Origin of the sequence: Actinoallomurus vinaceus, assembly GCF_039542055.1 — a bacterium.
Lineage (GTDB): Bacteria > Actinomycetota > Actinomycetes > Streptosporangiales > Streptosporangiaceae > Actinoallomurus > Actinoallomurus vinaceus.
Genome location: NZ_BAABHK010000001.1, coordinates 952,462 through 976,871, shown reverse-complemented (window position 1 = coordinate 976,871; position 24,410 = coordinate 952,462). Strand labels below are relative to the sequence as shown.

Below are 24,410 nucleotides of genomic sequence, written 5' to 3'. Positions count from 1 at the left end.
GATTCGATCCTCAGCCGCTTGGCGGCGACTGCCAGTTACTTGGCCTTCTCAAGGATCTCCACGACGCGCCACCGCTTGGTGGCGGACATCGGGCGGGTCTCCATGAGACGAACCCGGTCGCCGACGCCACAGGCGTTGGCCTCGTCGTGCGCCTTGTACTTCGTCGTACGGCGAATGATCTTGCCGTACAGCGGGTGCTTGACGCGGTCCTCGACGGCGACGACGACGGTCTTGTCCATCTTGTCGCTGACCACGAGACCCTCACGGATCTTGCGGTAGTTCCGCGTCTCGGTGTTCTGCTCACTCATCGGTGGACTCCTCCACGGGCTCCTCGGCGAACTCGACGATGCCGAGCTCACGCTCCCGCATCACGGTGTAGATGCGGGCGATCTCCCGCTTCACTTCCCGAAGCCGTCCGTGAGTCTCGAGCTGGCCCGTCGCCGCCTGGAAGCGGAGGTTGAACAGCTCCTCCTTCGCCTCCTTGAGCTTGGTGACGAGCTCAGCCTCGGGCTGGGTCCGCAGATCGTCAGCGGTAAGGCCCTTGGCCATCACGCCTCACCCACTTCACGCTTCACGAACTTGCACTTCATCGGGAGCTTGTGCATCGCGCGGCGGAGCGCCTCACGAGCCAGGGGCTCGGGCACACCGGCCAGCTCGAACATCACGCGCCCCGGCTTGACGTTGGCGATCCACCACTCCGGCGAGCCCTTACCGGAACCCATCCGGGTCTCGGCCGGCTTCTTGGTCAGCGGGCGGTCGGGGTAGATGTTGATCCACACCTTGCCGCCACGCTTGATGTGCCGGGTCATGGCGATACGAGCGGCCTCGATCTGCCGGTTGGTCACGTAGGCGCCTTCGACGGCCTGAATGCCGTACTCGCCGAAGGTGACCTTCGTGCCGCCCTTAGCCATCCCACGCCGCTTCGGGTGGTGCTGCTTGCGGTGCTTGACCCTGCGAGGGATCAGCATTGGTAATTCAGCTCCCCTCACCCGTGCTGGACGGAGTGGCCGCCTCGTTGGACTGCTGCTCGGCGCCGGTGGGCGCGCTCGCCGGCTGCTGCTGCTGCCGACCGCCGCGGTCACCACCGCGGTCGCCACCACGCTCGCCACGACGGCCACCGCCGCCACCGCCACCGCCGCCACGACGCTGCGGCCGCTCGCGGCGACCGCCACCGGCGGCCCGCTCCTTGGCCTGCTGCGCCTCGCGCTCGGCGCGGCTCGTCGGCGCCTCGCCCTTGTAGATCCAGACCTTCACGCCGATCCGGCCGAAGGTGGTCCGGGCCTCGTAGAAGCCGTAGTCGATGTCCGCGCGGAGCGTGTGCAGGGGCACCTGGCCCTCGCGGTAGAACTCCGAGCGCGACATCTCGGCGCCGCCGAGGCGGCCGCCGCACTGGACCTTGATGCCCTTCGCGCCGCTCTTCATGGCGCTCTGGATGGCCTTACGCATCGCACGGCGGAACGCGACCCGGCTGGACAGCTGCTCGGCGACGCCCTGGGCGACGAGCTGCGCGTCGACCTCCGGGTTCTTGACCTCGAGGATGTTCAGCTGGACCTGCTTGCCGGTCAGCTTCTCGAGGTCGCCGCGGATACGGTCGGCCTCCGCGCCCCGCCGGCCGATGACGATGCCGGGACGGGCGGTGTGAATGTCGACGCGGACGCGGTCACGGGTGCGCTCGATCTCGACCTTCGAGATGCCGGCGCGGTCCATGCCGCGGGTCAGCATCCGGCGGATCGCCACGTCTTCCTTGACGTAGTCCTTGTACAGCTTGTCGGCGTACCACCGGCTCTTGAAGTCGGTGGTGATGCCCAACCGGAACCCGTGCGGGTTGATCTTCTGCCCCACTAGCGGGTCCTCCTCGTCTTCTTACGACCGTTGGACTTCTCGCCCTCCGGCCGCGACTCGACCACGACCGTGATGTGGCTCGTCCGCTTGTTGATGCGGTACGCGCGCCCCATCGACCGCGGCTGGTAGCGCTTCAGCGTCGGTCCCTCATCGACCCACGCCCGGCTCACCCAGAGCGTGTCGGCCTCGAGCTGGTTGTTGTGCTCGGCGTTGGCGATGGCGCTCGAGAGCACCTTGTACACCGGCTCGCTCGCAGCCTGAGGGGCGAACCGCAGCACCGCCTGAGCCTCCGTGGCCGGCAGGCCACGGATGAGGTCCACCACGCGGCGGGCCTTTCTGGGCGTGACGCGGGCGTACCGCGCCTGGGCCCTGGCTTCCATCGCTGTTTCCTCGCTCTCGTACCTTCTGCGGTTTCGCTCAGCCTCGGCGGCTGCGGCGGTCTTCCTTGATGTGGCCCTTGAACGTCCGCGTCGGGGCGAACTCCCCGAGCTTGTGACCGATCATGGCCTCGGTGACGAACACCGGAACGTGCTTGCGGCCGTCGTGCACGGCGATCGTGTGCCCGAGCATGTCGGGAACGATCATGGAGCGACGCGACCACGTCTTGATGACGTTCTTGGTGCCCTTCTCGTTCTGCACGTCCACCTTCTTCATGAGGTGGCCGTCCACGAAAGGGCCCTTCTTAAGGCTACGTGGCATCGTGGGCTCCTACCGCTTCTTCTTGCTACGACGACGGACGATCAGCCGGTCGGACGGCTTGTTCGCCTTACGGGTGCGGCCCTCGGGCTTGCCCCAGGGGCTCGACGGGTGACGACCACCGGACGTCTTGCCCTCACCACCACCGTGCGGGTGGTCGATCGGGTTCATCGCCACACCGCGGACGGTCGGGCGCTTGCCCTTCCATCGCATACGGCCGGCCTTACCCCAGTTGATGTTCGACTGCTCCGAGTTGCCGACCTCACCGACGGTGGCGCGGCAGCGGACGTCGACCATGCGCATCTCACCGGAGGGCATGCGCAGCGTGGCGTACTTGCCCTCCTTGGCCAGCAGCTGCGCGCCGGAGCCGGCCGACCGGGCCAGCTTGGCGCCGCCGCCCGGCCGCAGCTCGATGGCGTGCACGACCGTACCGGTCGGGATGTTGCGCAGCGGCAGGCAGTTGCCCGGCTTGATGTCGGCGGCCGGACCGTTCTCGATGCGGTCGCCCTGCTTCACGCCGGTCGGGCAGAGAATGTAGCGCTTCTCCCCGTCGGCGTAGTGCAGCAGCGCGATCCGCGCGGTGCGGTTCGGGTCGTACTCGATGTGCGCGACCTTCGCCGGGACGCCGTCCTTGTCGGCGCGCCGGAAGTCGATGACGCGGTACGAGCGCTTGTGACCGCCGCCCTGGTGCCGGGCGGTGATGCGGCCGTGCGTGTTACGGCCGCCCTTCTTCGGGAGCGGACGCACGAGCGACTTCTCGGGCTCGGTCCGGGTGACCTCGACGAAGTCGGCCACACTCGAACCACGACGGCCCGGGGTCGTCGGCTTGTACTTACGGATGCCCATCTTTTTCGTTCATCCCTTATTTCGTCTCTTCGGTGCCCCGGTCAGGAGACCGGGCCTCCGAAGATGTCGATCCGCTCACCGTCGGCCAGGCTCACGATGGCCCGCTTGGTGTCCTTGCGCTTGCCATAACCGAACCGGGTGCGCTTGCGCTTGCCCTGCCGGTTGATGGTGTTCACGCCCGTCACCTTGACCCCGAAGACGGCCTCGACGGCCTGCCGGATCTGGGTCTTGTTGGCGTCGGTGCGGACCTCGAACGTGTACTTGTTCTCATCGAGCAGCCCGTAGCTCTTCTCGGAGATCACGGGCGCGATGAGGATGTCGCGCGGGTCGGCGATCTTCACTTCGCGCTCTCCTTCCCGCTCGCACGGCTCACGAACGCCTGGTACGCGGCCTCGGTGAACACCACCTCGTCGCTGCAGAGCACGTCGTAGGTGTTGAGCTGGTCCTCGACGATCACGTGGACCTCGGGAACGTTGCGCAGGCTCTTCCAGGTGAGCTCGTCCTCGCGGTCGAGCACCAGGAGGACCTTCTCCGACTCGGTGATCCCGCGCAGCGCGCTCAGCGCCGTCTTGGTCTTCGGCGTGTCGCCCTCGATCAGGTTCGACACCACGTGCACGCGGCCGTACCGGGCGCGGTCCGACAGCGCGCCGCGCAGCGCGGCCGCCTTCATCTTCTTCGGCGTCTTCTGCTCGTACGAGCGCGGCTGCGGGCCGTGGACGATGCCACCGCCGGCGAACTGCGGCGCACGGGTGGAGCCCTGACGAGCGCGACCGGTGCCCTTCTGCCGGTACGGCTTCTTGCCGCCACCGGAGACCTCACCGCGGGTCTTGGTCTTGTGCGTGCCCTGACGAGCGGCGGCCAGCTGTGCCACGACCACCTGGTGGATCAGCGGCACGTTGACCTTGGCCTCGAAAAGCTCCGGGGCCAGCTCGATCTCCAGTTTGGTGGTCACTTACTTCGCCCCCTTCGCGGCGGTGCGAACCAGGACGAGGCCGCCGTTCGGACCGGGAACCGCGCCCTTGATCAGCAGCAGGTTCTTCTCGGTGTCGATGGCGTGCACGGTGAGGTTCTGGACGGTGATACGGGCGTTGCCGTGCCGACCGGCCATGCGCAGGCCCTTGAACACGCGGCCCGGAGTGGCGCACCCGCCGATCGAACCCGGCGAACGGTGCTTGCGCTGGGTACCGTGTGACGCGCTGAGGCCCTTGAAGCCGTGGCGCTTCATGACACCCGCGGTGCCCTTGCCCTTGCTGCGGCCGGTGACGTCGATCCGCTGGCCCGCCTCGAACACCTCGACGGTGATCTCCTGGCCGAGCTCGTACTCGGTGGCGTCGTCGGTGCGCAGCTCAACGAGGTGACGGCGCGGCGTGACGCCGGCCTTCTCGAAGTGCCCGGTGAGGGGCTTGTTGACCTTGCGCGGGTCGATCTGGCCGTAGCCGAACTGGACGGCGGAGTAGCCGTCGGCCTCCGGCGTACGGACCCGGGTGACGACGCACGGCCCAGCCTGGACGACGGTTACCGGCACGATCCGGCCCTCATCGTCGAAGACCTGGGTCATGCCGAGCTTCTCGCCCAGGACGCCCTTTCTCTGCTTACTCATCTCTCGATGCGTCCTTAGAGCTTGATCTCGATGTCGACGCCGGCCGGCAGGTCGAGCCGCATGAGCGAGTCGACCGTCTTGGGCGTCGGATCGATGATGTCGATCAGCCGCTTGTGCGTGCGCATCTCAAAGTGCTCGCGGCTGTCCTTGTACTTGTGCGGCGAGCGGATGACGCAGTACACGTTCTTCTCGGTCGGCAGCGGCACCGGGCCGGCGACCTTCGCGCCCGTGCGCGTCACCGTCTCGACGATCTTGCGCGCCGAAGTGTCGATGATCTCGTGGTCGTAGGCCTTGAGCCGGATGCGGATCTTCTGTCCCGCCATGGTGGCCTCGGTGTCCTTTGCTTCCTAGTGCCGCTGGGTCTGCTATCTCGCGGTGCGGCGGCCGGGCTCTGTGGCGAGCCCGGCCGCCGCCTCGCGGTGGTACTACTTGATGATCTTGGTCACACGGCCGGCGCCGACGGTGCGGCCGCCCTCGCGGATCGCGAAGCGGAGGCCTTCCTCCATCGCGATCGGCTGGATGAGCTCGACACGCATCTCGGTGTTGTCGCCCGGCATGACCATCTCGGTGCCCTCAGGCAGGTGCACGACGCCGGTCACGTCCGTGGTCCGGAAGTAGAACTGCGGACGGTAGTTGTTGAAGAACGGCGTGTGCCGGCCACCCTCGTCCTTGGACAGGATGTAGACCTGCGCCTCGAACTCGGTGTGCGGGGTGTTCGTGCCCGGCTTGATGACACACTGGCCGCGCTCGACGTCCTCCCGCTTGATGCCGCGCAGGAGCAGGCCGACGTTGTCGCCCGCCTGGCCCTGGTCGAGCAGCTTGCGGAACATCTCGACACCGGTGACCGTGGTGCTGGTCGCGGTCTCCTTGATGCCGATGATGTCGACCGTCTCGTTGACGTTGACGACGCCACGCTCGATACGGCCGGTGACGACGGTGCCGCGACCGGTGATCGAGAAGACGTCCTCGATCGGCATCAGGAACGGCTTGTCGGTCTCACGGACCGGCTCCGGGATGTTCTCGTCGCAGGCGTCCATGAGCTCGGCGATCTTCGCGCCCCACTCGGCGTCGCCCTCGAGCGCCTTGAGCGCCGAGACGCGGACGACCGGAACGTCGTCGCCCGGGAACTCGTACTCGGAGAGCAGCTCACGGACCTCCAGCTCGACGAGCTCGAGGATCTCCTCGTCGTCGACCATGTCGGCCTTGTTGAGGGCCACGACGATGTACGGCACGCCGACCTGGCGGGCCAGGAGCACGTGCTCCTTGGTCTGCGGCATCGGGCCGTCGGTCGCCGCCACGACCAGGATCGCGCCGTCCATCTGCGCGGCACCCGTGATCATGTTCTTGATGTAGTCGGCGTGACCCGGGCAGTCGACGTGAGCGTAGTGACGCTTCTCCGTCTGGTACTCGACGTGGGCGATCGAGATCGTGATGCCCCGCTCGCGCTCCTCCGGCGCCTTGTCGATGTCCTCGAACGGCGTGAAGGGGTTGAGGTCGGGGTGCTTGTCATGGAGCACCTTGGTAATCGCCGCGGTAAGCGTGGTCTTACCGTGGTCGATGTGTCCAATGGTGCCGATGTTTACGTGCGGCTTCGTCCGCTCGAACTTGGCCTTGGCCACCGGTGTCTCCTTGTTACGATCCTCGGCCGTCTTGACGACCGCATTCCTTCAGTGGTTGGTCTGGTGCCGCGGTGCGGTTATTCGCCCCGCGCCTTGGCGATGATCTCCTGCGCGACGTTCCCCGGAACCTCGGCGTAGGAGTCGAACTGCATGGTGAACACAGCCCGGCCCTGGGTCTTGCTGCGCAGGTCACCCACGTAGCCGAACATCTCCGAGAGCGGGACGATCGCCTTGATGACGCGGACGCCGGAACGCTCGCCCATCTCCTGGATCTGGCCGCGCCGGCCGTTCAGGTCGCCGATGACGTCGCCCATGTAGTCCTCGGGCGTCGTCACCTCGACGGCCATCATCGGCTCCAGCAGCGTGGCGTCGGCCTTGCGGGCCGCCTCCTTGAACGCCATGGAACCGGCGATCTTGAACGCCAGCTCCGAGGAGTCGACGTCGTGGTAGGCACCGTCCTGCAGCGTCACCTTGACGCCGACGAGCGGGTAGCCGGCGAGCACGCCGAACTCGGCCGCCTCCTGGCAGCCCGCGTCCACCGACGGGATGTACTCCCGCGGGATGCGGCCACCGGTGACCTTGTTCTCGAACTCGTAGCCGTCGCTACCGCCGCCGAGCGGCTCCAGGTCGATGATCACGCGACCGAACTGGCCGGAGCCACCCGTCTGCTTCTTGTGGGTGTACTCGACCTTCTCCACCTTGCGGCGGATGGTCTCGCGGTAGGCGACCTGCGGCCGGCCGACGTTGGCCTCGACCTTGAACTCGCGCTTCATGCGGTCGACCAGCACCTCGAGGTGCAGCTCGCCCATGCCGGAGATGATGGTCTGGCCGGTCTCCTCGTCGGTCCGCACCTGGAAGGACGGGTCCTCCTCGGCGAGCCGCTGGATCGCGGTGCCCAGCTTCTGCTGGTCGGCCTTTGTCTTCGGCTCGATCGCGACGTTGATGACCGGCGCGGGGAAGGTCATCGACTCCAGGATGACCGGGTTCTTGTCGTCGCACAGCGTCTCGCCGGTGGTGGTCTGCTTGAGACCCATCACCGCGACGATGTCGCCGGCGCCCACGCGCTCGATCTCCTCACGCTTGTTCGCGTGCATGCGGTAGATCTTGCCGATGCGCTCCTTGCGGTCCTTCACGCTGTTCAGGACCGAGGAACCGGACTCCAGCACGCCCGAGTAGACGCGGATGAAGGTCAGCTTGCCGAGGTGCGGGTCGCTCATGATCTTGAACGCCAGCGCCGCGAACGGCTCGTCCTCGCTCGGCTTGCGCTCGATCACCTTCTCCTCGTCGCGCATGTCGTGGCCCTTGATGGCCTCGACGTCGAGCGGCGAGGGGAGGTAGTTGACGATCGCGTCGAGCAGGGGCTGAACGCCCTTGTTCTTGAACGCGGTGCCGCACGTGACCGGGGTGAGGTTGCCCGCGATCGTGGCCCGGCGGATGGCCGGGAGCAGCTGCTCCGTCGTGGGCTCGTGCCCCTCGAGGTACAGCTCCATGATCTCGTCGTCGGCCTCGGCCAGCGTCTCGACCAGCTTGTCGTGCCACTCACGCGCGGCGTCGAGGTGCGTGTCGGGGATGTCGACGACGTCGTACATCTCGCCCTTGGCGGCCTCGGCGCTCCACACCAGGGCCTTCATGCGGACCAGGTCCACGACACCCTTGAAGTCGGCCTCGGCGCCGATCGGGATCTGCAGCACCAGCGGCGTGGCGTGCAGCCGGTCCACGATCATGTCGACGCAGCGGTGGAACTCCGCGCCTACGCGGTCCAGCTTGTTGACGAAGCAGATCCGCGGCACGTTGTAGCGGTCGGCCTGTCGCCAGACCGTCTCCGACTGCGGCTCGACACCGGCGACGCCGTCGAACACCGCCACGGCACCGTCGAGGACGCGCAGCGAACGCTCCACCTCGACGGTGAAGTCGACGTGACCGGGCGTGTCGATGATGTTGATGGTGTGATCGACGTCGTCAACCGTCCAGTGACAGGTGGTCGCGGCAGACGTGATCGTGATGCCGCGCTCCTGCTCCTGCTCCATCCAGTCCATGGTGGCAGCGCCCTCATGAACCTCACCGATCTTGTAGTTGACGCCGGTGTAGTACAGGATCCGCTCGGTGGTGGTGGTCTTGCCCGCGTCGATATGGGCCATGATCCCGATGTTCCGGACCTTGGCCAGGTCTACGCCGGTCTTGGTAGCCACTTCTCGCGTCCTCGTTGTCTCGTACGACTAAATGCTGGGATTACCAGCGGTAGTGCGCGAAGGCCTTGTTGGACTCCGCCATCTTGTGGGTGTCCTCGCGCTTCTTGACACTCGCGCCGAGGCCGTTGCTCGCGTCGAGCAGCTCGTTCATCAGCCGCTCGGTCATCGTCTTCTCGCGGCGCTGCCGGGCGTACAGCACCAGCCAACGCAGCGCCAGCGTGGTGCTGCGGGCCGGGCGCACCTCGACCGGCACCTGGTAGGTGGCACCGCCGACACGCCGGCTGCGGACCTCGAGGGTCGGCTTCACGTTGTCGAGCGCGCGCTTCAGCGTCACGACCGGGTCGTTGCCGGTCTTCTCGCGGCACCCCTCGAGGGCGTCGTACACGATGTGCTGCGCGATCGACCGCTTACCGTCGAGCAGGACCTTGTTGACCAGCGAGGTGACCAGCGGTGAGTTGTACACCGGGTCAGCGATCAGCTGGCGCTTGCCTGCGGGACCCTTGCGAGGCATGTCAGCTCTTCTCCTTCTTCGCGCCGTAGCGGCTGCGCGCCTGCTTCCGGTTCCGAACACCCTGGGTGTCGAGCGACCCCCGGATGATCTTGTACCGAACACCGGGGAGGTCCTTCACACGGCCACCGCGCACGAGCACGATCGAGTGCTCCTGCAGGTTGTGTCCGACGCCGGGGATGTAGGCCGTGACCTCGATCCCGCTCGTCAGCCGGACACGGGCGACCTTGCGAAGCGCCGAGTTGGGCTTCTTGGGCGTCGTCGTGTAGACGCGCGTGCAGACTCCACGGCGCTGCGGGCTCCCCTTGAGCGCCGGGGTCTTGTTCTTGGTCACCTTGTCCTGGCGGCCCTTGCGGACCAGCTGCTGGATCGTGGGCACCGCGTCTCCGTCTTCCTCGTACCGAGCCGGTAAGTCTGGTTGGCTGTCGTGCTCTCGCACGACTCCAGGTCGCGAACCACTTACGCGGCCAGGACCTGCAGTTTTATCCTCGTCCCCCACCCCCGTGGTCGGGCGTGTCGCGCCCGCCACATCTCCGGCGGCCCATGACAGGCCGACGAACTCGGGGGAGTCGAATCCGTACCGCACGCTGGTCAGGCTCGCCACCACGCAAGGGCGGCCACCACGACCGGTTGTGCACGCACGCTGAACCCGCGAACCCGCGGGCACGAAGGGAGAGACTACCTAACACCCACGCGCGAGGTCAAAACAAGCCCCGCCACGCCGAAAATCGCCGGGGGACGTTCACAGTGAGAACGCCAGAATGCCGACGGATGTTCCCGTCGGCATTCTGTCCTACCCGTCCGCTCGGGGAAAGAGGCGACCCCGAGCCTCCGGGCTCACAAGGCGAGGATCAGCACGATGATGAGGATCACCAGCACCACCGTGCCCGCGCCGAGGGCGATGAAGAGTTTGCGCCGCGACTCGTCCTCTCGGGAGGACTGGGCCTGGCCGTAGCCGGGGAAGCCGCCCTCCTGGCCGAAGGACTGCTGCCCGCCGTACGGCGACGGCTGCTGCTGCCCGTACGCCTGCGGCTGGCCGTAGCCCTGCTGGCCGGCCTGCTGCTGACCGGGCTGCTGCTGACCGGGCTGCTGCTGACCGGGCTGCTGCTGACCGGGCTGCTGCTGACCGGGCTGGCCATAACCCTGCTGACCGGGCGCCTGCTGACCAGGCTGACCGTAACCCGGCTGCTGGCCGTACCCCTGTTGGCCGTAGGCCTGCTGCCCCTGGCCTTGTGGGCCGGTGCCCTGCTGCCGGTAGTCCTGCTGCTGGCCGTACCCCTGCTGCTGGCCGTAGGCCGGCTGACCGTAGCCCTGCTGCGGGAAGCCCTGCGGCGCGGGCTGCGGGCCGGAGTCGTGCTGCGGACCCCCGCCGGACTCGCCACCGGGTGTCGGAGGCGCCCACGGGATCGGACCGGACTCCCCGACGGGCTGCCCGCCGTACGGCGGCTGCTCCCCGGCCGAGGAGGGCGTGGGAGCCGACGGCTGGCCGAAGGCGGTGGTGCTGATGCCGTCGATGTCCGGCGCCGCGCCAGGAGGCTGGTCCGAGCCGTACGGACGGGGATCCTCGTCGACACGGCTCTGGGCCGCGAAGCCCGCCTCCGGAGGAGGCACGAGCATCGTGCGCTCCGTGCCGCCGCTCTCGTCATCGCTCTGGTCGTCGCTCGGCTGAGAGCCGCTCGGCGCGGACTCGCCCGCACCCGGGACGCCGTACGCGGGGACGTCGCCCGCGGGAGCGCCGAAGGCCGGTGCGTCGCCCGTCCGCGACGGCTGCTCGCCGCCGGAGGACTCCGCGTCGAGCGGCCGGTCCAGCATCGTGGAGGGCGGCTGAGGCCGGTCGGTGCCGCCGGCCGCCGGAGACGCCGCGCCGAACGACGACGGAGGCAGGTGCTCGCCCGTGCTCCCGGTGCCGTCCTCGGCCTCGGAGGGCCGGAAGGCCGTGGTCGCCGCAGCGCCGAAGCCACCGTCCGCGGGCGGAGCCTGGTGTTCGCCGGTCAAATCTTGCCCGACCAACCCACCCCGACCGACCTCCCGGTCTTGCCCGACCAACCCGCCCCCTGGTGGCACGACCGAGGTGCGCTCGGCCTCGTCCTCCTCCGTACCCGGCGACGGGGTCGAGGACCCGCCCGGCTCGCCGAACGCGGGAGCGCTCTGGCCGAAGGGCTGCTGACCGTACGGCTGGGAGTATCCGGGCTGCCCGTAGGGCCCGGGCTCGCCGTACGACGGCTGCTGCTGCCCGCCCTGCTCACCGGGCGCCTGACCGTATGAGGACGGGCCCGCGGGCGACTGCCCGTACGGCTGCTGTCCGTAGGGCGACCCGGGCTGCTGGCCCGGCTGACCGTAGGACGAACCCGGCTGCTCGCCCGGCGAGCCGTACGACGTGCCCGGCTGCTCGCCAGGCTGCCCGTACGGCGACGCCGACGGCTCCCCCTGCTGACCATAGGGCGAGCCCGGCTGCTGGCCGGGCTGGCCGTACGGGGAGCCGGGCTGCTCGCCAGGCGCGCCGTAGGGCGAGCCGGGCTGCTGGCCCGGTGAGGCGTACGGAGAGGGCTGCTCGCCAGGCTGCCCGTAGGGCTGCTGACCGTACGGCGGAGGCGTGCCCGGCTGGCCGTACGGGGCCTGACCGTAGGGCGGCGGTGTGCCCGGCTGCCCGTACGGCTGCTGACCGGCCTGCGGCTGACCGTAAGGCTGCTGGCCGTACGGCGGCGGGGGCTGCTCACCCGGCTGGCCGTAGGGCTGCTGACCATAGGGCTGCTGGCCGTACGGCGGGGGCGTGCCCGGCTGACCGTACGGCTGCTGACCGTAGGGAGGCGGCGGGGGCGGTGCCCCGGGGGTGCCATAGGCGGGCGGCGTGCCCGGCTGGCCGTACGTCCCCGGCTGTCCTGTGGTCCCGTACGGCGGCGGTGCCTGCTCGCCGGCGGCACCGGACGTGCTCGCGTCGCTCTCGCCCTTGTCTTCGCCCTCGGCGGGCGCGGGCGGAGTGATGGGGCGCCGCGGGGCGCCGAACATGACGGTGCGGCCCGACTCGAGGACGTCCTCGGACGGCTCCTCGGGCACCGGCGGCGCCGCGTCCTTCGGCTGCTCCTGCCCGCCCGGGGCCGCGTTCTTGTCGCTGTCCGGCGATTCGGACGATCCTGGCTGCTCGGGCGGTGGCCAGTGGGATCCCTGGCTGCCGTTCTGCTCGGTCATCGTCGGGCTCCTTCAGCGCCGGCTCCGCGGGCGACTCGCCTTCGGCACGCCGGCCGCACGACCTCGCCCGAAGAGCGCCGTCGCACGGCGCTCCTGGTCAGGTCGTCGGCCACCGGCCGATGCGTCCTCCGCTGGTTCACCGCACCAGACTGCCTGGTCACCGGCATGACCGCAAATCACCGGCCTCGTACGCGGTTGTGGCGGAAAAGGGCGAGGGGCCGCCCCCGGAAACCCGGAGGCGGCCCCTGGCCTGGCTGGAAACTAGCGGTTGTACTGACCGAAGTCGTACTCCTCCAGCGGAACGGCCTCGCCGGAGCCCTGACCGAAGGCGTACTCGGCGCCCTCGTCGTAGGACCCGACGGAGTAGACCGCGGCCTTGGCCTCTTCGGTGGGCTCGACCCGGATGTTGCGGTACTGCGGCATGCCGGTACCGGCCGGGATGAGCTTACCGATGATGACGTTCTCCTTCAGGCCGACCAGCGGGTCGGACTTGGCGTGGATCGCCGCGTCCGTGAGGACCCGCGTCGTCTCCTGGAAGGAGGCCGCCGACAGCCACGACTCGGTGGCCAGCGACGCCTTCGTGATGCCCATGAGCTGCGGCCGGCCGACCGCGGGCTGACCGCCCTCGGCGACGACGGCGCGGTTGAGCTCCTCGAACTTCGGCCGCTCGACCAGCTCGACGCCGGGCAGCATGTCGGTGTCGCCGGACTCCAGCACCTGGACCCGCTTCAGCATCTGCCGAACGATGATCTCGATGTGCTTGTCGTGGATCGACACACCCTGCGACCGGTAGACCTCCTGCACCTGGTCGACCAGGTGCAGCTGGACCGCGCGCGGGCCGAGGATGCGCAGCACCTCGTGCGGGTTGATCGCGCCCTGGATGAGCTGCTGCCCGACCTCGACGTGCTCGCCCTCCTGGACCTTCAGCCGCGACCGCATCGGCACCGGGTAGGCGATCTCCTCGCCACCGTCGTCCGGGATGACCACGATCTTGCGGGTCTTCTCGGTCTCGTCGATGCGGATACGGCCGGCCACCTCGCTGATCGGCGCGACGCCCTTGGGGATACGCGCCTCGAACAGCTCCTGGACACGCGGCAGACCGTGCGTGATGTCGACACCTGCCACACCACCGGTGTGGAAGGTCCGCATCGTCAGCTGGGTGCCGGGCTCACCGATCGACTGGGCGGCGATGATGCCGACCGCCTCGCCGACGTCCACGAGCTTGCCGGTGGCCAGCGAACGGCCGTAGCACATCGCGCAGACACCGATCTTGGACTCGCAGACCAGCGCGCAGCGGGTGCGCACCTCGTCGATGCCCACCTCGATGAGGCGGGTGAGCACCACGTCGTTGAGGTCCGTGCCCGCCGTGAACAGGACGGTGCCGTCCACCTCGATGTCGTTCGCGAGGTTGCGCCCGACGAGGCTGTTCTCGGAGTTGGCCACCTTGGTGAGCGTGCCGTCGGCGCCCTTGGTCGCGATCGCGAACTTGATCGTACGGTCGGTGCCGCAGTCGTCCTCGCGGACGATCACGTCCTGCGCGACGTCCACCAGACGACGGGTCAGGTAACCCGAGTCGGCGGTACGCAGGGCGGTGTCGGCCAGACCCTTACGGGCGCCGTGCGTGGCGATGAAGTACTCGACCACGGACAGGCCCTCGCGGAAGGACGACTTGATCGGCCGCGGGATGGTCTCACCCTTCGGGTTGGAGACCAGACCACGCATACCGGCGATCTGCCGGAGCTGCAGCGGGTTACCACGCGCACCGGAGTTGATCATCATCCAGATCGGGTTGGTGGCGGGGAAGGCCGCCTCCATGTCCTTGGCGACGTCGGCCGTGGCGTGGGTCCAGATCTCGATGAGCTCCTGACGGCGCTCGTCGTCGGTGATCAGACCGCGGTCGTACTCGCGCTGGACCTTGTCGGCCCGCCGCTCGTACGACGCCATGATCTCCGCCTTGTTCGGCGGGGCGATGACGTCGTCGATCGCGATGGTCACGCCGGACCGGGTGGCCCACCGGAAGCCGGTGTCCTTCAGCGCGTCCAGCGCGTTCGCGACATCGACCTTCGGGTAGGTCTCGGCCAGCTCGTTGACGATCGCCGACAGCTGCTTCTTGCCGACCTCGTAGTTGACGAACGGGTAGTCCGGCGGCAGGGCCTCGTTGAACAGCGACCGGCCGAGCGTCGTCTCGAGACGGATCGGCTGACCGGTCTCCCAGCCCTCGGGGGCGACCCAGCCACGCGGCGGCGGGACGTCCTTGAGCCGGAGGTTGATCTTGGCCTGGATGTGCAGGTCGCCCCGGTCGTAGGCCATGATCGCCTCGGAGATGCTGGCGAACGCGCGGCCCTCGCCGTCGGCGCCTTCCTTCTCCGTCGTCAGCCAGAACAGACCGATGACCATGTCCTGGGTCGGCATGGTGACCGGCTTGCCGTCGGACGGCTTGAGGATGTTGTTGGTCGAGAGCATCAGGATGCGCGCCTCGGCCTGGGCCTCGGCCGACAGCGGCAGGTGCACGGCCATCTGGTCACCGTCGAAGTCCGCGTTGAACGCGGTGCAGACGAGCGGGTGGATCTGGATGGCCTTGCCCTCGACCAGCTGCGGCTCGAAGGCCTGGATGCCCAGGCGGTGCAGCGTCGGCGCCCGGTTGAGCAGCACCGGGTGCTCGGTGATGACCTCTTCCAGCACGTCCCACACGGCCGGGCGGGCCCGCTCGACCATGCGCTTGGCGCTCTTGATGTTCTGCGCGTGGTTGAGGTCGACCAGCCGCTTCATGACGAACGGCTTGAACAGCTCCAGCGCCATCTGCTTGGGCAGACCGCACTGGTGGAGCCGGAGCTGCGGGCCGACGACGATGACGCTACGGCCGGAGTAGTCGACACGCTTGCCGAGCAGGTTCTGACGGAACCGGCCCTGCTTACCTTTGAGCATGTCGGACAGCGACTTGAGCGGACGGTTGCCCGGCCCGGTGACGGGCCGGCCGCGGCGGCCGTTGTCGAACAGCGCGTCGACGGCCTCCTGCAGCATCCGCTTCTCGTTGTTGACGATGATCTCGGGCGCGCCGAGGTCGAGCAGCCTCTTCAGCCGGTTGTTCCGGTTGATGACCCGGCGGTACAGGTCGTTGAGGTCGCTCGTCGCGAACCGGCCACCGTCGAGCTGCACCATCGGGCGCAGGTCCGGCGGGATCACCGGGATGCAGTCGAGCACCATGCCCCGCGGGCTGTTGCGGGTGTTGAGGAACGCGGAGACGACCTTGAGGCGCTTGAGGGCGCGGGCCTTCTTCTGGCCCTTGCCGCTGCGGATGGTCTCCCGCAGCCGCTCGGCCTCGGCGTCGAGGTCGAAGTTCTCCAGGCGCTTCTGGATCGCCGCGGCGCCCATGCCGCCCTCGAAGTAGCGGCCGAAACGGTCGCGCATCTCGCGGTAGAGCAGCTCGTCGCCCTCGAGGTCCTGGACCTTGAGGTTGCGGAAGCGGTTCCAGACCTCGTCGAGCCGGTCGATCTCACGCTGCGCCCGGTCGCGGATCTGCTTCATCTCCCGCTCGGCGCCCTCACGCACCTTGCGACGCTGGTCACCCTTTGCCCCGGCGGCCTCGAGCTCGGCCAGGTCGGCCTCGAGCTTCTTCTGCCGGGACTCGATGTCGGCGTCACGGCGCTGCTCGAGCTGCTGCCGCTCCACGGAGACCTTGGCCTCCAGCGACGGCAGGTCGCGCTCACGCATCTCGGTGTCGACATGCGTGATCATGTACGCCGCGAAGTAAATGATCTTCTCGAGGTCCTTGGGCGCCAGGTCGAGCAGGTAGCCCAGCCGGCTCGGCACACCCTTGAAGTACCAGATGTGCGTCACGGGCGCGGCCAGCTCGATGTGGCCCATCCGCTCACGCCGGACCTTGGCGCGGGTCACCTCGACGCCGCAGCGCTCACAGATGATTCCCTTGAAGCGGACGCGCTTGTACTTACCGCAGTAGCATTCCCAGTCCCGGGTCGGACCGAAGATCTTCTCGCAGAAGAGCCCGTCCTTCTCCGGCTTGAGAGTCCGGTAGTTGATCGTCTCCGGCTTCTTGACCTCGCCGTGCGACCACTGCCGGATGTCGTCAGCCGTGGCCAGGCCGATCCGCAGCTCGTCGAAGAAGTTGACGTCGAGCACTTTGTTAACCAGTCCCCTGTTGTCGTATGCCGATTCCGAGGCCCGTGGCGCCTTCTCGCTCACTCCGCGGGCGGGCGGCCGGGCGCTGTCGCGCGCCCGTGCCGCCCCCCACGTCGTTCACTCGTCGGCTCCCCGTTCCTCAGACCTCTTCGACACTGCTCGGCTCACGCCGGGACAGGTCGATGCCGAGCTCTTCCGCGGCGCGGAAGACGTCCTCGTCGGTGTCACGCATCTCGATGGACATGCCGTCGCTGGAGAGCACCTCGACGTTGAGGCACAGCGACTGCATCTCCTTGATGAGCACCTTGAAGGACTCAGGGATGCCCGGCTCAGGGATGTTCTCGCCCTTGACGATGGCCTCGTACACCTTCACGCGGCCGAGGACGTCGTCGGACTTGATGGTGAGCAGCTCCTGGAGGGCGTAGGCGGCGCCGTACGCCTCCAGCGCCCAGACCTCCATCTCACCGAAGCGCTGGCCACCGAACTGGGCCTTACCGCCGAGCGGCTGCTGGGTGATCATGGAGTACGGACCGGTCGAACGCGCGTGGATCTTGTCGTCGACCAGGTGGAGCAGCTTCAGAATGTAGATGTAGCCGACCGCGATCGGGTCCTTGAAGGGCTCACCGGTGCGGCCGTCGAACAGCCGCGCCTTGCCGGTCTTCTGCACCATGCGGTTGCCGTCACGGTTCGGCAGGGTGCTGTCGAGCAGCTCGGTGATCTCCTCCTCGCGGGCGCCGTCGAACACCGGAGTGGCGACGTTGGTGCCCGGCTCGGCCGCGTCCACGCCGATGGCCTTCAGCTGGCGCTTCCACTCGGCGTCGTCACCGTCGACCTTCCACCCTCGGCTGGCCACCCACCCGAGGTGGGTCTCCAGCACCTGGCCGACGTTCATACGGCCGGGCACACCGAGCGGGTTGAGGACGATGTCGACCGGGGTGCCGTCCTCGAGGAACGGCATGTCCTCGATCGGCAGCACCTTGGAGATGACGCCCTTGTTGCCGTGACGACCGGCGAGCTTGTCACCATCGGTGATCTTGCGCTTCTGGGCGACGTACACCCGGACCAGCTCGTTCACGCCCGGCGGGAGCTCGTCGCCCTCTTCCCGGCTGAACACGCGGACCCCGATGACCTTGCCCTCTTCGCCGTGCGGCACCTTCAGGGAGGTGTCGCGGACCTCACGGGCCTTCTCGCCGAAGATCGCGCGCAGCAGGCGCTCCTCCGGGGTCAGCTCGGTCTCACCCTTCGGGGTGACCTTGCCGACCAGGATGTCGCCCGTGGTGACCTCGGCGCCGATGCGGATGATGCCGCGCTCGTCCAGGTCGGACAGGACCTCTTCGGAGACGTTCGGGATGTCCCGGGTGATCTCCTCCGGGCCCAGCTTGGTGTCACGGGCGTCGACCTCGTGCTCCTCGATGTGGATCGAGGACAGGACGTCGTCCTGCACCAGACGCTGGGAGAGGATGATCGCGTCTTCGTAGTTGTGGCCCTCCCACGGCATGAACGCCACCAGGAGGTTCTTGCCGAGCGCCATCTCGCCGTTGTCCGTGCACGGACCGTCGGCGACGACGGTGCCGACCTCGACCCGCTGGCCCTCGTCCACGATGGGCTTCTGGTTGAAGCAGGTGCCCTGGTTGGACCGCTTGAACTTGGCGACACGGTAGGTGGTGCGCGTGCCGTCGTCGTTCATCACGGTGATGTAGTCGGCCGAGACCTCCTCGACGACACCGGCCTTCTCGGCCGTGATGACGTCGCCGGCGTCGGTCGCCGCGCGGTACTCCATGCCGGTGCCGACCAGCGGCGCCTCGCTGCGCAGCAGCGGGACGGACTGGCGCTGCATGTTGGAGCCCATGAGCGCGCGGTTCGCGTCGTCGTGCTCGAGGAACGGGATCATGGCCGTCGCGACCGACACCATCTGGCGCGGCGAGACGTCCATGTAGTCGACCTCGGACGGCGGGATGAACTCGACCTCGCCGCCCTTCCGGCGGACCAGGACGCGGTTCTCGACGAAGGTGCCGTCGTCCTCGAGCGGCGTGTTCGCCTGCGCGACGACGTGCCGGTCCTCCTCGTCCGCGGTGAGGTAGTCGATCTGCTCGGTGACCCGGCCGTCGACGACCTTGCGGTACGGCGTCTCGATGAAGCCGAACGAGTTGACCCGCCCGTACGAGCTCAGCGAGCCGATCAGACCGATGTTCGGGCCTTCCGGCGTCTCGATCGGGCACATGCGGCCGTAGTGCGACGGGTGGACGTCACGGACCTCCATGCCCGCCCGCTCACGGGACAGACCGCCCGGGCCGAGGGCGTTCAGACGCCGCTTGTGCGTCAGGCCCGCGAGCGGGTTGGTCTGGTCCATGAACTGCGACAGCTGCGAGGTGCCGAAGAACTCCTTGATCGACGCCACGACCGGGCGGATGTTGATCAGGGTCTGCGGCGTGATCGCCTCGACGTCCTGCGTCGTCATGCGCTCGCGGACGACGCGCTCCATGCGGGCCAGGCCCAGGCGGACCTGGTTCTGGATGAGCTCGCCGACCGAGCGGATACGACGGTTGCCGAAGTGGTCGATGTCGTCGGTCTCGACGGGGATCGTCCGGCCCGCCGGGCCCGTCACCTCCTCCTCGCCGGCGTGCAGCCGAACGAGGTAGTCGATGGTCGTGACGATGTCGTCCTCGGTCAGCGTGCCCTGGCTGAGCTCGATGTCGAGGCCGAGCTTCTTGTTGACCTTGTAGCGGCCGACCTTCGCCAGGTCGTAACGCTTCGGGTTGAAGTAGAGATTCTCCAGCAGCGTCTGCGCGGACTCCTTCGTCGGAGGCTCGCCCGGGCGCAGCTTGCGGTAGATGTCGAGCAGGGCGTCGTCCTGCCCGGTGGTGTGGTCCTTCTCGAGGGTGACGCGCATGGACTCGTAGTCGCCCCAGCGCTCAAGGATGCGGGCGTCGTCCCAACCGAGCGCCTTGAGCAGGACGGTGACGCTCTGCTTGCGCTTGCGGTCGATGCGGACGCCGACGTTGTCGCGCTTGTCGACCTCGAACTCCAGCCACGCGCCGCGCGACGGGATGACCTTGACGCCGAAGATGTCCTTGTCGGACGTCTTGTCCAGTGCCCGGTCGAAGTAGACGCCGGACGAACGGACGAGCTGCGACACGACGACGCGCTCGGTGCCGTTGATGATGAAGGTGCCTCGCGGCGTCATGAGCGGGAAGTCACCCATGAACACCGTCTGGCTCTTGATCTCCCCCGTGGAGTTGTTGATGAACTCCGCCGTGACGAACATCGGGGCGGAGAAGGTCATGTCCTTGTCTTTGCACTCCTCGACGGAGTACTTCGGCGGCTCGAACCGGTGATCCCGGAACGAGAGGGACATGGTGCCGGAGAAGTCTTCGATGGGACTGATCTCTTCGAAGATCTCCTCAAGTCCCGACTGGGTCGGGACATCCTTACGACCGGCCTGCTGGGCCGCATTGACCCGGGCCTTCCACCTCTCGTTACCGAGCAACCAGTCAAAGGACTCGGTCTGCAGCGCGAGGAGGTCCGGAACTTCCAGAGGCTCCTTGATACGCGCGAAAGAAACGCGGTTCGGACCGGTTGCGGTAGTCGAGGCGTTGCGCGAGGCTGCCAAGAGTGGTCCTTCCGAGGGCTCGCGGCGGACTGACGACGCGCACGCCAGACGATCCACGTCGATAGACCCCGCCAAAACGGGGGTGTCGATGTGTGGATTGTCAGAGGGCAGCGCAAAGGGGCAGTGTAGCCGAACGCTACACCGCTGTCGAGCGCAGTGCCACGGTATGCATCACAGTTGCTCCGCAGCATCGCTCGTCAGCGGCCCCACGTCAAGACTAGACATGGACATTCCGCCCCTTCGGCGAGGGTGAGGAAGCCCATAGTTTACGGGGAAGCGGGCACCTCGCCGTCCTCGCGCACGCCGGCGGCCGCCCCCGCGCAGGACCGCGCGGCGGCTCGGATGTGGATCAACGTCACTTTTTCGACGCGGACGGAGTCGGCGTCGAGGTCGGGCCCGATGACGACGGCGGCGGGGTGGTCATCCGCGGGCCGTCGATCAACCACTTCTTGCCGATCTTCCTCATCGTCAGTCGCGGCCAGGAGGTGTCGACCTGAGGTTCCTTGTGCGCGGCGTTCACCGAGATCATCTTGACGAAGAGCAGCACCTCGACGCGGCCGGGCGTCGCCTGCGTCACCGACGCGACCTGGATCTGGGTCAGCGCCTGGGTCTGGCTCTTCTCCACCGACGGCCGGAAGATCTTCCAGTACTCGTCGTAGGACTTCGCCATCGCCGGCGTCATCTCGGAGCGCGCCTTGCCGAGGTCGTAGTCCAGCGTCCGGTAGTTGTACGACAGCAGGTCCTTGGCCGCGGACTGCGCGGCGGCCAGGCCGTCCTCGCGGGCGCTCTGGACCGCCTCGTCCTCGCTCCGCTGGTGCCACAGCGCCACGCAGCCGACGGCCACGACGAGGACCGCGCACGCCAGGATGACGAGCGGCACGGTGGCCGGCGACCGCTGCGCCGCGCCCTCCGCCGCCTTCTCCTCGGCGGGCGTCTCCTCGGTCTTCTTGTCCTTGCGCCTGGTGACCGCGGTCATTGCAGCCCTCCCATCCCGGAGACCCGCCAGTGACCACCGACCTTGGTGAGCTGGACCTGCGCGCTCTGCCACGACGAGGACGGGGTCGTGACCTGAGCGGACTGCGCGGTCCGCCGTACGGTGACCATGACCTCGGCCGACTTGGCGTCGATGTTGATCACTCCGGAGGCGGAGACCGCCGCGCTGGAGACCAGCTTGTTGCCCACCACGGTCTGCTTCCAGGTGGTGCCGAGCTGCTGGACGGCCTGCGCCTTGAACTTGTCGGCCATGTCGGCGTACACGCGCTGGGCGTCCTGGTCGAAGCTCTGGTAGCTGATCGAGTAGAAGTTCGTGACGACCCGGCGGCCGACGGTCTGCACCGCCTCGATGTCGGACTTACGGGTGTCGGCGGCGTACGTCTTGGGCACGAGCCGGACCGACGCCCACACCGTGAGGGCGACGAGGGCCACCCCCAGCAGCGCGAACGTCACCCCCAGGCGGCGGGCGCTCAGCCGACGATCGGGCTCAGCAGAAGCGTCTGCCATGAAGCGTCTCCCGTCAGTTGACTCACCTTGCCCAGGCGGTACTGCTTCCCGTCGGGCCCCACGTAAACGCGGGTCCGGGGATCGTAGCCGCTGACGAACAGCGTCTGCAGACCGGAGGAGCCCTCCTGTCCGGAACCGGCACCCCCCGCCGCCGAGCCGCCCGCCGCCGACGACGACCCGCCGGTGACCGACGTCTGCTTCGCCGCGTCCGAACGGCTGCTGCTCGAGCCGTCCGAGGTCTCGTACGGGAAGCCGGCACCGGACGTCGCGCCCGCAGGCAGCTTCGGGTAGGGACCGGCCGGAGGCGCGTTGCGGGAGCCGCGGACGGCGGTCGTGGCGTCCTTGGGCGCCTTGCAGGACGCGTTGGGGTTGATGGTCGCCGGCCGGAGGTCCTGCGGGTAGCGCACGCGTGTGCCGCTGTAACCCTTGGTGCAGACCGGCGGCTGGTTGAAGTTGAGCTCCAGGCCGAAGTGCACCGTGCCGTCGCCGGGGGTGACGCTGAAGGCGCCGCCGACGATGAGCGGATAGGTGGTCAGCAGTGTCCGCAACTGCGTGGTGCGCGAGGTCAGCACCGACCCGACCACCGAGCCGTTGGCGAGCAGGGTGGGCAGGGTCGGCTCGAGGCGGTCGAGCAGGTCCTGGCCCTGGTCGAGCGCGCCCGGCGTGACGTTCAGGAACTTGCGGACGTCGGGGTCGTCGCGCTTGAGCTCGGCCGTCAGCGAGGCGAGGTTGTGGGAGAACTCCCGGAAGACCGACCCCTCGTCGACCTGCGTGTCCAGGACCGTACGGCCGTTGTTGAGCAGCGCGATCGTCTCGGGGTAGGTGTCGTTCAGCGCGGCCAGGATCTTCTTGTTGGAGTCGATCAGTGACTGCAGGTCCGGGCCCTCGCCCGACAGGCCCTTGTCGAGCTCGTCGATGACCGTCCCGAGGTCCTTGGGGTTCACGGTCCGCACCAGCGCGTCGATGTTGTGCAGCAGCTCGTACGTCTGGACGGGCAGGTGCGTTTGGCCTCGCGGGATGACGTCGCCGCTCTTCAGCGGCGGCCCGTTGCCGGCGGGGCGCAGGTCGACGTACTGCTCGCCGACGCCGGACCGGTTGAGGACGTACGCCTGCACGTCGTTGTTCGGGACCTTGCGGTCGCGGTTGATGCGCAGCTCGACGCGGACGCCGTCCTTCGTCAGGTGGAGCGGCCCCACCCGGCCGACCGTGACCCCGCGGTAGGTGACCTCGGCGTTGGTGAAGATGCCGCCGGAGTCGGCCATGTCGACGTAGACGCGGTAGCGCAGGTCGAGGACGGACTGACCGAGCCCGATGATGTTCACGAGGGTGTAGGCCATGGTCAGCACCGTGATGATCGCGAAGATCGTCAGCTGGATCTTGACGCCACGCTTGATGATCATGCGGTGCCTCCGCTCAGCAGGGCGCCCAGATCGTCGCCTGGCGCGCCGCCGCGCATGCCCAGAGGCGGCAGGATGCCGCCGCCACCGCCCTGCTGCGAGCCGCCGGTGCCGTTCTGGTCGGACCCGCCGGTGCCGCCCTGTGGGAGGACGCCGAGCGGATTGTCGGGGACGCTGGTGCGGGGTGCCGGCAGGGACGCCTGCAGCTTCTCGGCGGTCTTGGCCGCGCCGTCGAGCGCCGTGCCGGCGAGGAAGTTGTGCGAGATGTTGCCCACGTCGAGGTCCAGGGTGGCGAACAGGTTGCCGTAGTCGCCCTTGAGCGCCTGGGAGACCGTCTGCGGGAAGGGGAAGGTGAACAGGCCGCCGAGGACCTTCGGGATGACGTTGCTGGCCTTGTCGGTGTTCTGCAGGACCGTCTGCAGCGACTTGAGGTTGGCGACCGTGTCGTCGTGCGAGCGGTTGATCACCCGGGTGGCCACGGTGCCGAGCTTGTCCATGTTGACCAGGAGCTTGGTGAGGTCCTGCCGCTGTTGGGCGAGGATCTTCACCGCCGGGCCGGTGCTGTCGATCGTGTCGGCGATCGTCTGGTTGTGCCGGGCGAGCGTGGCGGCCAGCCGGTCGACCTTGTCGATCGTGGTGACGATCTGAGCCTTCTGCCGGTCGAGCGTGCCGACGAAGGTGTTCACGCGGCCGAGCAGGTCGCGCATCTGCGTCGTACGGCCCTGCATCGCGGCGTTGAGCTCGTGGTTGATCGTGGAGACCTGCTCCAGGCCGCCGCCGGTGATGAGCATGGACATCGCCGACAGCACCTCCTCGACCTCGGTGTTGCGGGTGGTGCGCTCCAGCGGGATCAGCGCGCCCTGCGCCAGCTTCCCCTGCGGCGCCTGCCCCTGCGGCGCGGACAGCGCCACGAACTTCTCACCGAGGAGGCTGGTCTGGGAGATCGTGGCGACGGCGTTGCCCGGCAGGTCGACCGAGCCGCGGAGCCGGCAGGTGACCTCTGCCTTCCAGTCCACCAGGCGGATCTTGGTGACCTTGCCGACCGGGACGTCGTCGACCCGGCACTGCGACTGCGGGACCAGGTCCAGGACGTTCGAAAAGACGATCTTCACGTCGTACGCATCGGACCCGGTGTCGATGCCGCCGGGCAGCGGCACCGACGACATCCCGCGGAACGAACAGCCCGAGACCGCCGCGGTCAGTGTGAGCGCCGCGGCGAGGATCCGCGCGGCTCTACGGCGTTTCGGCCGCTCCGATCGAGACACCTCGTCCGTACCTCT

General features: G+C 68.2%; 22 protein-coding genes. All 22 read right to left on the bottom strand.

Annotated features, from left to right (window positions below; all coding sequences use genetic code 11):
• Window positions 1-35: 35 nt before the first annotated feature.
• The 22 genes from rpsQ to ABEA24_RS04330 all read right to left on the bottom strand — a co-directional run bounded on the left by rpsQ (window position 36) and on the right by ABEA24_RS04330 (window position 24,395).
• Complete coding sequence (gene rpsQ / locus ABEA24_RS04435) at window positions 36-308, bottom strand: 30S ribosomal protein S17 (RefSeq protein ID WP_252780482.1); 273 nt, start codon at window positions 306-308, stop codon at window positions 36-38.
• Window positions 301-549: a 50S ribosomal protein L29 gene (rpmC, locus tag ABEA24_RS04430; protein WP_252780978.1), complete on the bottom strand. Its 249-nt coding sequence runs from the start codon at window positions 547-549 to the stop codon at window positions 301-303. The genes rpsQ and rpmC overlap by 8 nt, the downstream gene beginning before the upstream one ends.
• Complete coding sequence (gene rplP, locus ABEA24_RS04425) at window positions 549-968, bottom strand: 50S ribosomal protein L16 (RefSeq protein WP_252780460.1); 420 nt, start codon at window positions 966-968, stop codon at window positions 549-551. The genes rpmC and rplP overlap by 1 nt, the downstream gene beginning before the upstream one ends.
• A 7-nt stretch (window positions 969-975) precedes the next feature.
• Window positions 976-1,842 carry a 30S ribosomal protein S3 gene (gene rpsC / locus ABEA24_RS04420; protein WP_345429309.1) on the bottom strand — a complete coding sequence of 289 codons (867 nt, stop codon included), beginning with the start codon at window positions 1,840-1,842 and terminating at the stop codon, window positions 976-978.
• Window positions 1,842-2,222 (bottom strand): 50S ribosomal protein L22, encoded by a 381-nt coding sequence (gene rplV, locus ABEA24_RS04415; RefSeq protein ID WP_345429308.1) that lies wholly within the window; start codon window positions 2,220-2,222, stop codon window positions 1,842-1,844. The genes rpsC and rplV overlap by 1 nt, the downstream gene beginning before the upstream one ends.
• A gap of 37 nt (window positions 2,223-2,259) precedes the next feature.
• Window positions 2,260-2,541, bottom strand: a complete 282-nt coding sequence (rpsS, locus tag ABEA24_RS04410) for a 30S ribosomal protein S19 (protein ID WP_345429307.1) — start codon at window positions 2,539-2,541, stop codon at window positions 2,260-2,262.
• A gap of 9 nt (window positions 2,542-2,550) precedes the next feature.
• Complete coding sequence (gene rplB, locus ABEA24_RS04405; RefSeq protein WP_345429306.1) at window positions 2,551-3,384, bottom strand: 50S ribosomal protein L2; 834 nt, start codon at window positions 3,382-3,384, stop codon at window positions 2,551-2,553.
• 41 nt (window positions 3,385-3,425) lie between these two features.
• Entirely contained in the window at window positions 3,426-3,725 is a 300-nt protein-coding gene (gene rplW, locus ABEA24_RS04400; RefSeq protein ID WP_252780425.1) for a 50S ribosomal protein L23, read from the bottom strand.
• Window positions 3,722-4,336 carry a 50S ribosomal protein L4 gene (gene rplD / locus ABEA24_RS04395; RefSeq protein WP_345429305.1) on the bottom strand — a complete coding sequence of 205 codons (615 nt, stop codon included), beginning with the start codon at window positions 4,334-4,336 and terminating at the stop codon, window positions 3,722-3,724. Before rplD ends, rplW begins: the two co-directional genes overlap by 4 nt.
• On the bottom strand, window positions 4,337-4,984 hold the full coding sequence (gene rplC / locus ABEA24_RS04390; RefSeq protein WP_345429304.1) for a 50S ribosomal protein L3: 648 nt from the start codon (window positions 4,982-4,984) through the stop codon (window positions 4,337-4,339).
• Between the two features lie 14 nt (window positions 4,985-4,998).
• Entirely contained in the window at window positions 4,999-5,307 is a 309-nt protein-coding gene (rpsJ, locus tag ABEA24_RS04385; RefSeq protein ID WP_345429303.1) for a 30S ribosomal protein S10, read from the bottom strand.
• Window positions 5,308-5,409: 102 nt separating this feature from the next.
• Window positions 5,410-6,603 (bottom strand): elongation factor Tu, encoded by a 1,194-nt coding sequence (gene tuf, locus ABEA24_RS04380; RefSeq protein ID WP_345429302.1) that lies wholly within the window; start codon window positions 6,601-6,603, stop codon window positions 5,410-5,412.
• Between the two features lie 77 nt (window positions 6,604-6,680).
• Complete coding sequence (gene fusA / locus ABEA24_RS04375) at window positions 6,681-8,792, bottom strand: elongation factor G (RefSeq protein WP_345429301.1); 2,112 nt, start codon at window positions 8,790-8,792, stop codon at window positions 6,681-6,683.
• 40 nt (window positions 8,793-8,832) lie between these two features.
• Entirely contained in the window at window positions 8,833-9,303 is a 471-nt protein-coding gene (rpsG, locus tag ABEA24_RS04370) for a 30S ribosomal protein S7 (protein ID WP_345429300.1), read from the bottom strand.
• 1 nt (window position 9,304) lies between these two features.
• Window positions 9,305-9,679 carry a 30S ribosomal protein S12 gene (gene rpsL / locus ABEA24_RS04365; protein WP_019632621.1) on the bottom strand — a complete coding sequence of 125 codons (375 nt, stop codon included), beginning with the start codon at window positions 9,677-9,679 and terminating at the stop codon, window positions 9,305-9,307.
• 458 nt (window positions 9,680-10,137) lie between these two features.
• Window positions 10,138-12,486 (bottom strand): hypothetical protein, encoded by a 2,349-nt coding sequence (locus tag ABEA24_RS04360; protein ID WP_345429299.1) that lies wholly within the window; start codon window positions 12,484-12,486, stop codon window positions 10,138-10,140.
• 261 nt (window positions 12,487-12,747) lie between these two features.
• Window positions 12,748-16,623: a DNA-directed RNA polymerase subunit beta' gene (locus tag ABEA24_RS04355; RefSeq protein ID WP_345429298.1), complete on the bottom strand. Its 3,876-nt coding sequence runs from the start codon at window positions 16,621-16,623 to the stop codon at window positions 12,748-12,750.
• Between the two features lie 139 nt (window positions 16,624-16,762).
• Window positions 16,763-20,233, bottom strand: coding sequence for a DNA-directed RNA polymerase subunit beta (gene rpoB, locus ABEA24_RS04350; RefSeq protein ID WP_345429297.1), 3,471 nt, complete (start codon window positions 20,231-20,233; stop codon window positions 16,763-16,765).
• 355 nt (window positions 20,234-20,588) lie between these two features.
• Entirely contained in the window at window positions 20,589-21,209 is a 621-nt protein-coding gene (locus ABEA24_RS04345; protein ID WP_345429296.1) for a hypothetical protein, read from the bottom strand.
• On the bottom strand, window positions 21,206-21,733 hold the full coding sequence (locus ABEA24_RS04340; protein ID WP_345429295.1) for a hypothetical protein: 528 nt from the start codon (window positions 21,731-21,733) through the stop codon (window positions 21,206-21,208). The genes ABEA24_RS04345 and ABEA24_RS04340 overlap by 4 nt, the downstream gene beginning before the upstream one ends.
• Complete coding sequence (locus ABEA24_RS04335) at window positions 21,697-23,133, bottom strand: MCE family protein (protein WP_345429294.1); 1,437 nt, start codon at window positions 23,131-23,133, stop codon at window positions 21,697-21,699. The genes ABEA24_RS04340 and ABEA24_RS04335 overlap by 37 nt, the downstream gene beginning before the upstream one ends.
• On the bottom strand, window positions 23,130-24,395 hold the full coding sequence (locus ABEA24_RS04330; protein ID WP_345429293.1) for an MCE family protein: 1,266 nt from the start codon (window positions 24,393-24,395) through the stop codon (window positions 23,130-23,132). Before ABEA24_RS04330 ends, ABEA24_RS04335 begins: the two co-directional genes overlap by 4 nt.
• Window positions 24,396-24,410: the final 15 nt, after the last annotated feature.

Excerpts from the sequence above, each read along its gene's own strand:
- rpsQ (WP_252780482.1), bottom strand. The coding sequence starts at position 308 with ATGAGTGAGCAGAACACCGAGACGCGGAACTACCGCAAGATCCGTGAG.
- rpmC (WP_252780978.1), bottom strand. The coding sequence starts at position 549 with ATGGCCAAGGGCCTTACCGCTGACGATCTGCGGACCCAGCCCGAGGCT.
- rplP (WP_252780460.1), bottom strand. The coding sequence starts at position 968 with ATGCTGATCCCTCGCAGGGTCAAGCACCGCAAGCAGCACCACCCGAAG.
- rplV (WP_345429308.1), bottom strand. The coding sequence starts at position 2,222 with ATGGAAGCCAGGGCCCAGGCGCGGTACGCCCGCGTCACGCCCAGAAAG.
- rpsS (WP_345429307.1), bottom strand. The coding sequence starts at position 2,541 with ATGCCACGTAGCCTTAAGAAGGGCCCTTTCGTGGACGGCCACCTCATG.
- rplB (WP_345429306.1), bottom strand. The coding sequence starts at position 3,384 with ATGGGCATCCGTAAGTACAAGCCGACGACCCCGGGCCGTCGTGGTTCG.
- rplC (WP_345429304.1), bottom strand. The coding sequence starts at position 4,984 with ATGAGTAAGCAGAGAAAGGGCGTCCTGGGCGAGAAGCTCGGCATGACC.
- rpsJ (WP_345429303.1), bottom strand. The coding sequence starts at position 5,307 with ATGGCGGGACAGAAGATCCGCATCCGGCTCAAGGCCTACGACCACGAG.
- rpsG (WP_345429300.1), bottom strand. The coding sequence starts at position 9,303 with ATGCCTCGCAAGGGTCCCGCAGGCAAGCGCCAGCTGATCGCTGACCCG.
- ABEA24_RS04360 (WP_345429299.1), bottom strand. The coding sequence starts at position 12,486 with ATGACCGAGCAGAACGGCAGCCAGGGATCCCACTGGCCACCGCCCGAG.
- ABEA24_RS04345 (WP_345429296.1), bottom strand. The coding sequence starts at position 21,209 with ATGACCGCGGTCACCAGGCGCAAGGACAAGAAGACCGAGGAGACGCCC.
- ABEA24_RS04340 (WP_345429295.1), bottom strand. The coding sequence starts at position 21,733 with ATGGCAGACGCTTCTGCTGAGCCCGATCGTCGGCTGAGCGCCCGCCGC.
- ABEA24_RS04335 (WP_345429294.1), bottom strand. The coding sequence starts at position 23,133 with ATGATCATCAAGCGTGGCGTCAAGATCCAGCTGACGATCTTCGCGATC.